Source organism: Oceanobacillus sp. GQ8, from assembly GCF_059758495.1.
Genome location: NZ_JCAXEV010000005.1, coordinates 42741 through 56216, shown reverse-complemented (window position 1 = coordinate 56216; position 13476 = coordinate 42741). Strand labels below are relative to the sequence as shown.

14 protein-coding genes and 1 pseudogene are annotated in these 13476 nt (G+C 33.4%); 5 read left to right on the top strand and 10 right to left on the bottom strand.

The genetic code is table 11. From position 1 onward, the window contains the following. The first annotated feature begins 11 nt into the window (after positions 1–11). The 4 genes and pseudogenes from AC6CHS_RS15565 to AC6CHS_RS15550 all read left to right on the top strand — a co-directional run. Positions 12–1157, top strand: a complete 1146-nt coding sequence (locus AC6CHS_RS15565) for an efflux RND transporter periplasmic adaptor subunit (RefSeq protein WP_498237483.1) — start codon at positions 12–14, stop codon at positions 1155–1157. Further along, positions 1141–1827 (top strand): ABC transporter ATP-binding protein, encoded by a 687-nt coding sequence (locus tag AC6CHS_RS15560; RefSeq protein WP_498237481.1) that lies wholly within the window; start codon positions 1141–1143, stop codon positions 1825–1827. The genes AC6CHS_RS15565 and AC6CHS_RS15560 overlap by 17 nt, the downstream gene beginning before the upstream one ends. After that, positions 1817–3007: an ABC transporter permease gene (locus AC6CHS_RS15555; protein WP_498237480.1), complete on the top strand. Its 1191-nt coding sequence runs from the start codon at positions 1817–1819 to the stop codon at positions 3005–3007. The genes AC6CHS_RS15560 and AC6CHS_RS15555 overlap by 11 nt, the downstream gene beginning before the upstream one ends. A gap of 851 nt (positions 3008–3858) precedes the next feature. After that, positions 3859–4125: pseudogene (locus tag AC6CHS_RS15550) on the top strand (tyrosine-type recombinase/integrase); the annotation flags it as partial. Positions 4126–4598: 473 nt separating this feature from the next. On the opposite strand, the gene AC6CHS_RS15545 reads toward AC6CHS_RS15550, so the two are convergent. From AC6CHS_RS15545 to AC6CHS_RS15515, 7 genes are all read right to left on the bottom strand, one after another. Continuing rightward, the gene (locus AC6CHS_RS15545; RefSeq protein ID WP_498237478.1) at positions 4599–5228 is read right to left on the bottom strand and encodes a hypothetical protein; all 630 of its coding nucleotides are present in this window, start codon (positions 5226–5228) and stop codon (positions 4599–4601) included. Positions 5229–5571: 343 nt separating this feature from the next. Next, on the bottom strand, positions 5572–7740 hold the full coding sequence (locus AC6CHS_RS15540; protein ID WP_498237476.1) for a peptidoglycan recognition protein family protein: 2169 nt from the start codon (positions 7738–7740) through the stop codon (positions 5572–5574). A gap of 138 nt (positions 7741–7878) precedes the next feature. Then, positions 7879–8112 carry a helix-turn-helix domain-containing protein gene (locus tag AC6CHS_RS15535; protein ID WP_498237475.1) on the bottom strand — a complete coding sequence of 78 codons (234 nt, stop codon included), beginning with the start codon at positions 8110–8112 and terminating at the stop codon, positions 7879–7881. Further along, on the bottom strand, positions 8096–8731 hold the full coding sequence (locus tag AC6CHS_RS15530; protein WP_498237473.1) for a sigma-70 family RNA polymerase sigma factor: 636 nt from the start codon (positions 8729–8731) through the stop codon (positions 8096–8098). The genes AC6CHS_RS15535 and AC6CHS_RS15530 overlap by 17 nt, the downstream gene beginning before the upstream one ends. A 192-nt stretch (positions 8732–8923) precedes the next feature. Continuing rightward, the gene (locus AC6CHS_RS15525; RefSeq protein WP_498237471.1) at positions 8924–9064 is read right to left on the bottom strand and encodes a hypothetical protein; all 141 of its coding nucleotides are present in this window, start codon (positions 9062–9064) and stop codon (positions 8924–8926) included. A 375-nt stretch (positions 9065–9439) separates the two neighbouring features. Then, complete coding sequence (locus AC6CHS_RS15520; protein ID WP_498237470.1) at positions 9440–9598, bottom strand: YolD-like family protein; 159 nt, start codon at positions 9596–9598, stop codon at positions 9440–9442. Next, positions 9576–9749 carry a YolD-like family protein gene (locus tag AC6CHS_RS15515; RefSeq protein ID WP_498237468.1) on the bottom strand — a complete coding sequence of 58 codons (174 nt, stop codon included), beginning with the start codon at positions 9747–9749 and terminating at the stop codon, positions 9576–9578. The genes AC6CHS_RS15520 and AC6CHS_RS15515 overlap by 23 nt, the downstream gene beginning before the upstream one ends. Before the next feature lie 124 nt (positions 9750–9873). Here AC6CHS_RS15515 and AC6CHS_RS15510 point away from each other — a divergent pair, with 124 nt between their 5' ends. Further along, the gene (locus tag AC6CHS_RS15510; protein ID WP_498237466.1) at positions 9874–10332 is read left to right on the top strand and encodes a hypothetical protein; all 459 of its coding nucleotides are present in this window, start codon (positions 9874–9876) and stop codon (positions 10330–10332) included. Between the two features lie 596 nt (positions 10333–10928). On the opposite strand, the gene AC6CHS_RS15505 is transcribed toward AC6CHS_RS15510, so the two are convergent. The 3 genes from AC6CHS_RS15505 to AC6CHS_RS15495 all read right to left on the bottom strand — a co-directional run bounded on the left by AC6CHS_RS15505 (position 10929) and on the right by AC6CHS_RS15495 (position 13427). Next, positions 10929–11546, bottom strand: coding sequence for a hypothetical protein (locus tag AC6CHS_RS15505; RefSeq protein ID WP_498237464.1), 618 nt, complete (start codon positions 11544–11546; stop codon positions 10929–10931). Positions 11547–11563: 17 nt separating this feature from the next. Continuing rightward, positions 11564–12340, bottom strand: a complete 777-nt coding sequence (locus AC6CHS_RS15500) for a hypothetical protein (RefSeq protein ID WP_498237462.1) — start codon at positions 12338–12340, stop codon at positions 11564–11566. 124 nt (positions 12341–12464) lie between these two features. Next, the gene (locus tag AC6CHS_RS15495; protein ID WP_498237460.1) at positions 12465–13427 is read right to left on the bottom strand and encodes an N-acetylmuramoyl-L-alanine amidase family protein; all 963 of its coding nucleotides are present in this window, start codon (positions 13425–13427) and stop codon (positions 12465–12467) included. Between the last annotated feature and the right edge of the window lie 49 nt (positions 13428–13476).

Below are 13476 nucleotides of genomic sequence, written 5' to 3'. Positions count from 1 at the left end.
GATGATAATTTATGAATAAAAAAAAGATTCTTATCATTGCTTTTTTACTATTCTTTTGTGTATTGGTATCCTATTACACATTAGATACTAAAAATGACAAGAATAGTGAAGTAAAAGTAACAGTTTTATCAGAAAATGAGTTTGCAGAGACAATTACTTTAACAGGCAGATTATCTTACGCAAAAGAGCAAAACATATATTTTGATAAAACTATTGGGAGTATTAAAGAATTACACTTTAAAGAAGGAGATGTTGTTAAAGAGGGAGATTTATTGTTCTCTTATGACAGTGATCAGCTTGAATTAGAAAAAAAACAAATCGAAATATCAATTGAAGAAAACTATTATCGAATCAATCAAATTAATGAGCAAATTGAAAGGTTTTATCAAAAAGAGAAAGCTCTAAAAGAAAATGAACTAGAAAAAATTGACGAATTACAACTTAAAGAAGAACTTGAGCAATTGAATTTATCTAAACGTATGGAGGATTTAGCTTTAAGGAGAAATTTACTAAATGAAAATTCTATAGAAGAATCTATAGAAAATCTTAATGTATACAGTGAAATTGATGGTGAAGTATTATCAATTAACCATGCAAACGCAAAGGACACAATTAAGGACACAATTATTGATAATTCTTATATCACTCTTGTTAAACCAGATAATTATATTATTAAAGGATCTGTTTCAGAATATGAAGTCCTTTCAGTTAAAGAAGAACAACCGGTGGAAATAACTTCCGAAGTACTCCCAGATGAGAATTGGCAAGGTAAAGTAAAAAATGTGGGAGAAGTTCCAGAAAATAATGAAGATCTTACAGAACAATACGAAGGGTTAGTGCGATATCCGATAACTGTATCTTTGAGCAGTAAAAATGTTAAAATTAAGCCTGGATTTAATATGATTATGAATATTGAGACAAATAGGAAAGTTGTAAATTCTATTCCAATTGATGCAGTAAGGCAAGAAGAAGAAAAATACTTAGTATATTTAGTTGTAGATGGAAAAATAAAAAAGAAAGAAGTGAAAATAGGGGTTTCAAACGAAAAAAATATTGAAATTATAAGTGGCATTGATGAAAATGATAAGATTGTGGTGGGTGGCAAAAACTTTGATTCAGGCGCAGAAGTGGAGATAAAAAATGATAGTCTTGAATAAAATTATTAAAAAATATTATGACGGTGATGACCAATTGGTGGTCATTGATAATGTCTCAATGGCAATAAATAAAGGTGATTTTATCTCTATAATGGGTTCTTCGGGTTCAGGTAAAACTACTTTAATGAATATTCTAGGATGCTTAGACAAGCCGACTAATGGTAGCTATTTTATTAACAATAAAAATACATCTACTCTCTCCAACGATGAATTAGCTTTAATAAGAAATAAATATATAGGTTTTATTTTCCAGAGTTTTCACTTGCTTCCAAAATTGAACGTCTTAAAAAATGTAGAATTGCCATTGGTGTATGCTAATTACAATGAGAGTGAAAGAAAAAAAAAAGCAAAAGAAGCTCTTGAAAAGGTTGGCTTAACTAATTTTGTTAAGAGATTACCTAGCGAATTATCTGGTGGACAAAAACAAAGAGTGGCTATTGCTAGAGCCATTGTAAACAATCCCCTTTTAATCCTTGCAGATGAACCAACAGGTGCATTGGATTCTCAAACCGCCGAAAGTATAATGGAGATTCTATCCGACCTTAATAGAAAGGGTACTACAGTAATCTTAATTACCCACGATGATAATATCTCTCAATATGCAAAACGAGTATTAAGGTTAGTAGAGGGTAAGATAATCGATATAGGGGTTGCTTATAATGAGAGATAATTTTCTTATGGCTTTCTCTTCAATTATTGAGCATAAACTTCGTACTTTTTTAACAATGTTAGGTATTATCTTTGGAATAGCTTCAGTAATTATTATAGTGGCTATAGGGCAAGGCGCGGAAGCACTATTAAAAAAATCGTTTGTTGGGAACGATAATACAATAGAAATTTTCTACCAGCCCCCTAAAGGATTGTTGGACCAAGAAATTTACAACTCAACTAGTCAAAATAATTTTAATAATTTAGATTTGCAAAATATAAAAAAAATTGATGAAGTAAAACACGCTTATGGAGTAAACTCGGATATCACAAATATAAGGTTTAGACAACAAACATCTGAAGGGAGTGTTCGAGCTGTAACAAATTCCTACTTTAAAATAAACCCTATGGATATGTATGTTGGAAGATCATTTACAGAGGCTGACTTTATTGGAGGAAAACGAATAGGTATTATCAGTCATTCTTTAAAAGTAAAATATTTTAATAATAAGGATCCAATTGGAAAGATAATATGGATTGGTAGTCAGTCGATAAAGGTTATAGGGGTTTTAAATAAAGAAAGTGGTTTACTTGCGACAGAATTGCCAGAGGTTATACTACCCTTTTCTACTTATAGCTCATTATATGGTAACGACACGTTTAGTCAATTAACAGTTGAAGTAAGTTCATTAGAAAAGTTAGAAAAGGTTGGTGCTAAAGCTACTAAACTTTTGAATATATCACATAAAACTGATAATTCATATCATGTATTAGATATGAAAGAAATGTCTCAAGGTATAAGTAAGGTGACAAGTATAATGACTATTGTTATTGGTAGTGTAGCTGCTCTATCCTTATTTGTAGGGGGGATTGGCGTGATGAATATTATGCTTGTATCGGTCACAGAAAGAACAAAAGAAATTGGAATTAGAAAAGCGCTTGGTGCTACACATTCAAGGATCCTATCTCAATTTCTTATTGAGTCTGTAACTATTTCAATAATAGGTGGAATTATAGGATTATTATTAGGAGGGGCAATTGCTTTGACTATACCGTATCTTTTAGGATGGCCAGCTTTAATAAACTGGAAAGCTGTTTTTTTCTCGATGATAATTTCAATTGCAGTAGGAGTAACTTTTGGTCTTATACCTGCAAGTAAAGCTGCAAAGCTTGAACCTACTGAAGCACTTAGGTACGAATAGCACCATAAAAAATCTATAAAACTTCCTTTTATAAATTATTCAACAACCCTTTGAATTAAGGTTCTATGTCAAATGTGGTGGTGGGTTGAATCAACCCATTACCTTTTTCATTTACTTGTTTTAAAACCAGTAATTAAACTGCCTTTCCCCTGTTCAATTCAGGGCAAAGGCAACATAGGTGCTTTTTCTTGTCTCATATTACTAGGTCAGTTCAATCACGTTTGAACTTCTTTTTAAATTAAGCAATCAATCTTTTAAGTTGTTTTCATCCTCACTATTATAATTTTTATTTATCTCAGACTAAAGAGGTGGGTTGCGATGTTAAGGTCCAGAAATTGAGTTTCTAAGACTTTAGTTACTGTATCTATACTCCTATATCCCAAGTGACTTCTTACCATGCAGTTGGTATTCCAGCTTTTACAAGAAAACTAGTATTCTATTAGGTGCTCTCTATTTACAAGCCAGACAGGAATACTATTATCGTGTACCCTTCAAACTCCCTGTAACTTAACAGCCATGTAAAGTGATGCTTAACTTGCTGATTCATCTTATCAACTCTTAATTTAGACGCATTCCGTCTCTGGAGATCCTTTAGATATAGTTCGTTATCGCATGTTCTAGTCTATTTTTAGTTTTTGCCTTTATTGATTTCAATAGTGTTTGCTGTATCTATAAAGGTATAAAGACACTCATATTTCCTATCGAAGAAATCACTTGTTACCATGCTCTTCATGATTTCACTATCTGCTAGGTTAAGTCCTTAGCATCCTTGTTGTATTTAACGGAGACCTTTTCTTCAAATTCAATGGTTGAATTTATTATCCTGTATAATGTAGCAGGCTTCATAATTCGGTTATCCTATCGTGATTAAAAATGTACGTGACCGAATGAAAAGGCTACTTAGAATAGCTAACCAAAATGAAGAATTGACTCCGCATAGTTTAAGACACACTCATACGTCACTTCTTGCCGAGACCGGTGTCTCACTGCAACAAATCATGGATCGCCTCGATCATACTGATGACAAAATTAACAAAGATGTATATCTTCACGTAACACAAGAAATGAAAAAAGAAGCTTCCCAAAAGTTTGCTCAACTTATGAGAAGCCTCGATTAATTATCCTCAATGTTAACAAAATGTTAACATCACATTTTCATCTTACTTAAAACCCTCTCATATCGAGCGTTGGAACGGCTTATTACATCATGCCGCCCATAACAGTGCATGTTTTTTAGTCTTATCTGGATGTGTATTAACACTGTTATAATAGTATTTATTAGGTTTTGTGATCTCGTTTTATTTTCTTATTTTATACCAGTTATTATATTTTTTAGAGTCAAAATGAAGTCAAAAAGGTCAGCCGAGTTTGTATCTGATCTCTTTGATTGGTTTTGGCTCTTTTTTCTTCTGTTAATTTCCCCCCAAATCATAGTAAATTCATTACTAGATGGCCAAATCACGTTGAGGGATGTGGAACGATTTTAAGCTTCATATATACGGGCTGAGATAAGGTATGTAGCAATTCAGATTTTATAACTATTGTTAATTACTTAGTTAAGAAAACCTTTTATCTTAAAAATCCCCTCTTTTTAATCATCACTTGTAGAAAAATCAACTTCTATCTCTATCTCTTCTCCTAAAGGATCGCCATTACTATCAACAGGCGGATCTATAATTAGTGTTGCTTTCTCGATTTCTTCTGCAGTAGTTTCCTTTAGTCTAAAAGAAAATTGACGCAAGAATCTTTCACTATTATCCTCCGGACTTTTGAGAAATGATTCATGAACAACACTACTTAAAAGTTCATTTGGCTTCTCAATTTTTTCTTTGTTCTCTGTAACTAAGTGAAGATGTTTTTCGTTAAAAGTGAAATCGTCTATCTTACTATTTAATTCGAATTTAGCATGGAAATTTATCATTTCAATTGTCTCATTTGCTTTAATATTATATACTTCAGAGTGATCCTCATTAAAACTTCCTCGAGCTAACTCAGCACTTTCAAGATGAACAACAACGGGGCCAGTTTCATATGTACCAATATCCTCTATTTTTTTATATCTATAAAATTCACCACCACCTTCAGTGCCGAGCCCAAATTGATTCTCCTTTATTAGAATTGGCTCTCTCTCCTGATCAGATTGATGTGTGTTTTCACCATTACTACACCCACTAACAACACCTAAAATAAACACTAATAATAAAGCTGGTAAAAACCTCATGCTTTACCCCTTTCTTAACTTATCTATAGTTCCAAACTTATCACATAATTAGAACCCTTTCAAACTTTGTTCTTTAAAGTATATAAAGAGCATGGCATAAGAAAGGTATGTAAAAATAAAAACCGAACAATCATCAAAGATTTGATGATTGTTCAGTTTTTTACTTTCTAAACAAATAATACTTTAATAGGTAAAGCCCTAATAAGCATAAGCTAGAAGAAAAAGACTTTGCTTCTCCAGGAGTTTGAAACTGTGTTCCTATAAAAGCGTAATATTTTCCTTAGTGGGGATCAAACAATGAACTACCCTCTCATGTTACATATTTCCCCTTTTTAAAAACACATTATGCAGGTATAGTTGCTGGATTTTTAAGATAAGATACAACACGTGTTATAGCCCAACCATTTCTTAACAAAATAGCCGCGATTAAAACTAGAACAAATACTAAGGCAGGTTGTAGCCTTTCTCTATAGTCATCCCAATCAATATCCTTCAATTCTATTTTCTCATTCACATATACATTAGCCCTGCTTTTACGTAGTACTTCCATTCGAAGCCATGTTACATCTACAAAAAACAGTTTACCGATGTCAAATTGGAAATCTGGTCCAGAAATACGTGTTTCAATATTGCTATTTATATTATCGGATAATATTTCACTGAGTTCTGATCTAGCTTCAGCGACACTGCTAAAGAAAGGTAACAAACTAGCATCAAATAAGGCATTTATCGCTTGATTAAAATTGTCTTGTAAATATTCTCCTTTTACCACTTTGCTAGCATCTAATTTCCAATCTACTTTACTAGGGTCACCAAAAATTATAGACCCAGTTAATTGCCCACTAAGAGGGCCAATCTTAACATCATATGCAGTATCAAAACTGATTGTAGTTCCTTTTTCTTTATCCCTTGATGAATACCATTCACTGACTTCTGCGAATGGTGAAGTCACCTCATATGATTTGATATCAGGAGGAGTGGAATCCATAATTTGATTTTGAAATCGTCCAAATTGATATAATAGATTTGCAGGACAGTTTTTCCCACTCCAACGATTGTGTGGAACGACATTTTCTATAGGGATAACAAAATCATTCATCAGGGATCTGATTAATGTGGCAGCATTTTTCCTAGTCTTGCTAAAATCACCTGAACTATTCACGCATAGTTCAATGCCAATACTGTTTCGATTTCCATCACCAGCTCCATCACCAGCATGAAAACCCGTTTCATTTAATGGAAGATGTTGATAAATAACTCCGCTGTCATCCACGGTAAAATGCCATGAAGTTAAGGTACTTCGATTTCGAACATAATTAGCATGCATGAACGCTGTGGCGCTAGGAGATGTATTAGCTGTTTCATGAACAGTAATGTACCGAGGGCTCATTCCATAGCCAGGGCGGTTATAATTACTCTTTGGGATAAATAATTGTGAAATAGTAAAATCTTTAAAATGCCCTCCTGAGAAATCAACTTCTCCTCCACTTTCTCCTGATCCATCACTCCCTGAACTCCCACCATTAAGACCTAAGGAAGCTAGTGTTTGGGGACCAGCAATTCCGTCTACTGTTAAACCGTTCATAATTTGATATCGACGTACCGCATCTTTGGTATTAGGACCATAGATTCCGTCTACTCCATTGTTAGGTGCATCTCTGTCTGGGTAGAAGTTATTATCAACTAATGCTTGTTGTAATAGCCTTACTGCATCCCCAGAGTCTCCAGAACGTAAGGTACCTCTATAAGAACCTGAATTACCTGAACTAGCAGATCCTCCTCCATCAATTCCTAGCGCATTTAATGTTTGAGGGCCTGCGATTCCATCGACCGATAATCCTTTCATAATTTGGAACCTACGTACTGCATTTTCTGTATCTGGACCATAAATTCCATCAACACCATAGTTGGCTGCATTAATATCTGGATAAAAATTATTATCAACTAATGCTTGTTGTAGTAATCGTACATTTTCTCCTCTATCTCCTACACGGATTGTAATAGATCCTGAGCCACCTGATCCTCCACCACTCAATCCAAGAGACGCCAATGTTTGGGGACCAGCAATTCCGTCTACTGTTAAACCATTCATAATCTGGTACCGACGTACCGCATCTTCCGTGTTTGGTCCGTAAACTCCATCCACCCCATTATTTGGAGCTTCTATATTTGGGTAGAAATTTTTGGCTACCAAAGCTTCTTGAAGTCGCCTAACTTCGGATCCAGAATGACCGGGACGTAAAGTAATTTCATTTCCCCCACCTGGACTGCTATCCAATAGACCTAGCAAATGTAATGTCTGAGCACCTGCAATCCCATCTACTGTTAAATCATTCATAACTTGGTATCTTCGTACTGCATCTACTGTGTTTGGCCCATAGATTCCATCAACCCCGTTGTTTGAAGCATTAACATCCGGATAAAAGTTATTATCAACTAATGCTTGTTGTAACAAACGTACATACTCACCAGAATCTCCTGTTCTTAAAACCGTTCCACTAGGTATACTCATTTAATCATGCATCCCTTCTAATATTAGAAATTCTATTAGGGTGAGGCCGACAACAATGCACCCTTCAAAATTGTCGGCCATTATACTTTATAAAGGGGGTTTTCATAAAAAAATACAACCTAAATTAAAAAACTAAATTTATTTGTTTGCCTGATTTAAAAATTCACAAAATCCAGGAACTTCTTTTGTATTAAATGCATTGAAGTAATTTATTGTAATAATAACAAGTTCTTGTTCTAAGTTTTCTCTTTCTTGATAGCAAGTCTGATTTAAAAGATTCTTAATTTTTGGCTTAAACCTATTAATTAGGGTTACCATACTTTCCAGATCTCCCCGTTGAGCCCGTTCCATTAGTTTAATCCAATTTGTCATGTACTTTCTCCTTTTCTTTACCGCTTAACATTTCTTTTCTTAAACGAGTAATTGCGGATTTATGATGTTTAGATACACCCTGCTGGGTAATTTTTAACTCTAAGGATGTTTCGTTAGTACTCTTTTTGTAGCCGTATATATGCTGTAAGACCTCTTTTTGTCGTTTGGTTAATTTATTAAAGCCTTCTCTTAATGAAGAATTCTCGATTCTTTTATCTAGTGGTAAGTTGTAGGCATCGAGCACTTCAGCTTCAACATTATCCTCACTTGATAGATATCTAGAAGGATTATGGTCTTTATCTTGTGTCCCATACGGTATAGGTAAAAAACGTTTTTTTGAAGATCTTATTTTTTTATCGAAATTAACAGATGCCCAATAGAGTGTTTTAGAGAGATAATTTGTTATCATAATTCTTGTATAAAATTCTTGAAATATTTCATCTAAGATATTTTTGTTATTTTGTGTAGGACTTGTTATATAGTTTTGTACCGCACATAGATGATCATAATCGTCTAAGAAAGATCGGATTAACGGATTATTAAAGGAATGTGAATACCATTGAGTTGCCTTAATTTCTTCTAAAATTCTTTCTTTATTGAAATAACATTGTCCCTGCATGAAATCCCTCCTTAATTAAAACCAATCAATTTATAGGAACGTATGTTCCTATTATAATGTTGTTTACTTCCTATTGCAAATTTACAAATGATTTAAATTACCCATTAAATAACTAATTCTTTATAGTCCACCCAAACAAAACATCAACTAGTGAAAACCACATATTATAAATTGTTTAATAGATATAAGGAGTTATTTCTCGTTCCAAAGAAAAGAAGTATAAGAAAGCATACAAAGGATTAAATATAAGGAAGTGGTAACGATGGCTAAAATGGTTGCCCAGCTTGTCACAACAATTACCTGGATAGCAATCAAGTTTACCTCAATCTTCACAACGCCGATACTCCATGGGGCATGTAGTGATGCTTGAACGGTTAGTATTGAAGGTAGCTTTTAAAAAATTATTGAGCGTTATTACTTCTTTGGAAAAACATATAAAAAGTCTAATCACATGCCTCCTCTCGCTAGCCATTTCAGTTATAGGAGGAGCTTTTTATGGAGAAGAGGTTAGCAGCATATTTATGAATCTGGAACTTTGAGGGATATAGAGAGAACGAAGTAAGATTACTAAGTTGAGTTTACGGATGCGGGGATGAATGAGCTTGTATTTAGAAGTGATCTAACTACTAAAGAATGTGATCGATTATGTGAGAAGTTGTCTGGTGAGGTTAAAATAGTACAAAAGAAAAAACCCTCGGTGTAAGGGTTTTATTCTATCCAGGCACCAGTTAAGCTATTTAAAGGTAGCACTTCATCTTCTATCTTCACGTACTGATTAACCACATCTACGCCTAACAGCTTGCCTTTTATCTTATGGTAGTCGTGATTTTTAAAATACTCTATCTCAATGGTGAGACTGCAACGCAAGATTCATCTCTTCCTTTTGGAAATCAGAGATCATAGGCTTTTCTTTCCACTCTTGCTGTTCATGTATTTTTTTTAAGATTTCTATGCGTTCCGGCATCATCATAGAGGTCCATTTAATTGTTCCTCTGTCATTGATAATCATCTTATGCACCTAACCTTTCACGAACATTCGTTTCCCGAATAGTTGTTCTTAGTGCAATGGTAAATTAAAACAAAATAAAGTATAATTAAGTCGTCAATTTATTAAGAATTATATTATAAGAGAAGGTGTGAATATGTGGGAAAACGTTCTTGAGATTATAAAAATTATTATGCCATTGGTGGGTGTAATCATAGGTGGTTATATTACTTATATAATTCAAACTAAAGCTGAAAGGAAAAGAGAAGCCAAAAAGGAAAGAGTAGAGAAATTTAAAGCATATAGCGAAATACTACGTATGGAGAAGCGAAAACCTCTTCTCCATGGAGCTCCGACTAATACTCGAAATAGTTTTGACTGGGAGGAGTATGAAAATAATGTTAGAGATGTACTATATAAAAATCTATATTTGTTTGATGGTACTATAGTACATAACACTATTCAACTGGACGGTGAACTGGAACAAATTAAACTTGTTGGAAATGAAGAGGAGTATAAAGAAAAAATGTACGAAGCTTACCAAGACATAATTAACTATATCCTTGATGACATGAGAAAATATCGTAAAACAGAATATAAGCCCTCACAAGCGTGAGGGCTTTTTAAAATCTTTTATAACTTGGTAAGTTAACTATTAGCTACTCTAATTTCTCCACTTAATAATCCACTATTTGCACCATCACTTACCTCAATCTTGTAATCAAATCTGCCAGAGTTATCTATCCTAATATAAAAACTATACTTGTAAAAATAATTATCTATACTTTCTACAAATGCATTTGTAACATTATACTCATATTCATCTGCAAATGAAAAGTTCTTCGGTTCTTGATTAAATATAGTGATTGAACATTCTTTAGAGGTTATCAACTTCATAGAAGGCGTTTTTTTAATGCAACTGAACTTGTTATATAAACATTTACCTTTACATCACGTTGAGAGTATATTACCTTTTCAGGAAACAAACTAATTTGAATAATCTTGTTTCCACTACCTTTTAAAATTGAAAAAAAAGATACTTTATCTTCAGCGTTTTTTAAGTCTTTAGATTGAATACTTAACCTATGATTTAACACTTGTGTGTATATGATTAATCCAGCAATAAAAATGAGACCAAGAAGATACCAGAGATTTTCATAAATTATACTGAGAAAAGAACCTATTGCTAGCAGTCCGAGTTGAAAAAAAACACTAAGAAAGATTTGCATTTAATATCCTTTTTGTAAATTTAATAAGATAGTCTTGATCACTATTATTAACTGAAAGCCTGCCCTTGTTAGTAGCAGTAACGAAATAATCCCCGTATAAAAGAGTAATATCCTCAATTATATGGTGTTTTTCTATTTCATTAAAAGTTTTCTCATCAATAAAATCTTTATCCAAGAGCTCGCCTGAGTCAGTTGTATAATTTATCTTCTTTATTTCTCCGCCTAGTTCATTAAATATATTATTGAAATAACTATTAGTAAAATGAATTTTATGAATATTAGTACCTGTTTTATCTTTTATCTCTTGAATTACTTTCGATTCATATTCTTCATTAACAAGTTCTACTAAGGCAAAATTACTATTTTGCTGAAAGAAGAAATTTATCAATGAAGAATATAATTGATTGTGTTGTTCACCTAAAAACTTAGTACTAATTCTATATTCATCTTGAATGTTGTAAACAGCATGAAACAATCCATTACTAATTTCATTAAAGTGGAACAATGAAATTTCCTCAGCTTTATTAAACAGGTTAATTTTATTCTTAGACAATTTCTTTAACTTACCCGGATTTTCAATGTTTAATAATGAAAAGTTCATGTGAAAACAACCTCCTTTTATAATTCTTTTATTGCATTTGCCAAAATCACTGTAAATTCGTCTATATCTAAAGAACCTAATTCGTTGGATTCAAAATATGCTCTATGCCCATTATTATACAGGTTTACAGTTACATAATTAGGGGCATTTGGATGGTTTAACGGCAATTGAAACTTTATGTGAGATATTTTGCCGTGCTCCCGATAGGTCTCATCCACTTCTGAGCGGTGAACGTCATTAGCAGAGTCGATCTCATATGACACTTTTGTAGTCTTGTCTTCTTGTCTGTCAACTCTATCGATTTTAGCGGCAGACCATTCATAAAGTCCATTATCCATTATTTTTCTTAATAGCACATCTTCCATCTTTACATATGATGCTTCAAATCCTAAGCTTTCAACTAATGCTTTTAATTTACTTCGTAGCTTTTCCTCTGTACTATTTTCAAACCTTAAAATCAAGTCACTTTCTGTTGTTATCATAATACGTGCTTTTGAATAAAAAGTAAACTGCTTCTCATCTGTAGTGACATCTTCTTCACTGAAAGTTGTGTCAAAATAATTACCCAAATTAATTAAATCAGTCCCGTATGCTTCAAGTACTTTTATATTTTGTCTCTGATTTAATACCGGTTTTAGAAATCCTTGTCCATTAATTCTTCCTGTATCTTCTATAATCGCCATCCTTTTAGCCATTTCTGAGTTTACTTTATCAAGATCTAACTCCCCATTTAAAGTATAGAATAGATCTAATTGCTCAGCTGTGCTCAGCTTAAACATTGTAATTGACGCCATATTTATTTATCCCCTTTCTTTCTCTATATTAATCATTTCTATAGAAGAGGACTATTTCCCTGTATTTTTTTCACATTTTTATAGAATAAATATGTATCCCCCACAAAAATGAGGGCTTTTTTATTTAGAATGTACTAGCGTTAAGTCTGCGTTGCAATTCTTTAACTACTTCAGAAGGTCGGCTTAAAACTTTATCATAAGGAGTACCTAGATATTTCTGTAAATCACCGATTGTTTCTGGTCCGAGCAAATCATCTTCTTTGGATCTGATTTTTTGTTGTAAAGCCCCAACCATCATGCTGCCTTTTTGGCCATTACCGAATTCGATAGTATCACCATAAAAGGCCCTTGTAACAGAATTACTTAACTGATCACTTATCTTACTATCTGCCGGAGTTCCTAATGCTACTTGAAGCGCCTTCGTGGTTTTTTCTGCCCACTTCCCATCTACTTTAAGGTTTGCTTTTGGTTTGCTCTTTCTAGTTGCACTGGACTTAACTTCAACCTTGTGTGCTTCTTCTTTCTTGGACTCTTTTTCAACTCCAAAATAATCATTAACACCATCCGCAATAGCTTTTCCAGCGCGTTCAAGTACCTGATCATCACGCATTTTAATGATGTCAATTGCAGAATCCATATATCCACCTTCTACGAGAATGGCAGGCATTTTAGATTCTCTAAGCATATGAAAGTTTGCTCGTTTAACCCCTCTGTCATATAAACCATATGCACCTACCACCTTAGCTTGTACAGCTTTTGCGAGTTTTAAAGAGTTACTAGATGCGTTGTCATAGATAAAGGTCTCTGTACCTGTGTGAGTACCCCATCTACCTAAATAAGCGTTGTGGTGATCTGAAATAAGAATATCAGCACCCCATGCATTAGCCTTATTAGTTCTTTCTCTTAAAGGTACATCCATTTTACCTGTTGGGTCATCCAAACGTAAAACTTGATGGCCGTCTGCTTCCAATTGTTTATTAGCAGCAATGACTACCTTGTTATTAAATGACCATTCTCTTTCATCATCTGGTGTGCGCTTTCCTGCTGTATAAAGTCCGTGACCTGCTCCAATTGCTATTTTAGCCATAGTAACCTCCTTTAAATTTATGCAATAAAAAGGTCAAGATGGTTTTATA